This is a genomic window from Pseudomonas sp. AC463 (assembly GCF_979253585.1).
Map to the genome: position 1 here is coordinate 1 of NZ_CEEDDZ010000724.1, position 263 is coordinate 263.

General features: G+C 71.5%; 1 protein-coding gene. It reads left to right on the forward strand.

The annotated features are described in order from the left end of the window. Positions 1 to 263 (forward strand): hypothetical protein (locus tag AC0IYH_RS32105; protein ID WP_471838354.1); only part of this gene is annotated, 263 nt, incomplete at both ends.

A 263-nucleotide genomic window follows, 5' to 3' on the forward strand; every position in this document is an offset into this window, starting at 1 on the left:
TCCTCGACGTCGACGACGGGGGCAACGTATGGGCGCAGCCGGAGCGATGGGAGGCGGACGGCGTGCCGATCCCGCGCATCCGCGTGCGCGAGCGCAAGCGCGGCGCGCTGGGCATCGGCGAGCGCGTCCTCGCCCGCACGGAGGAGACCGGCAACGGCTGGACCGCGCACCCGATGAAGGTGCTCGCACCGTCCGCCGAACAGATCCTCGGTGTGCTGCGCGAAGAGGGTAGTGGTCCGCTGAAGCGATACTGGCTGACCAGC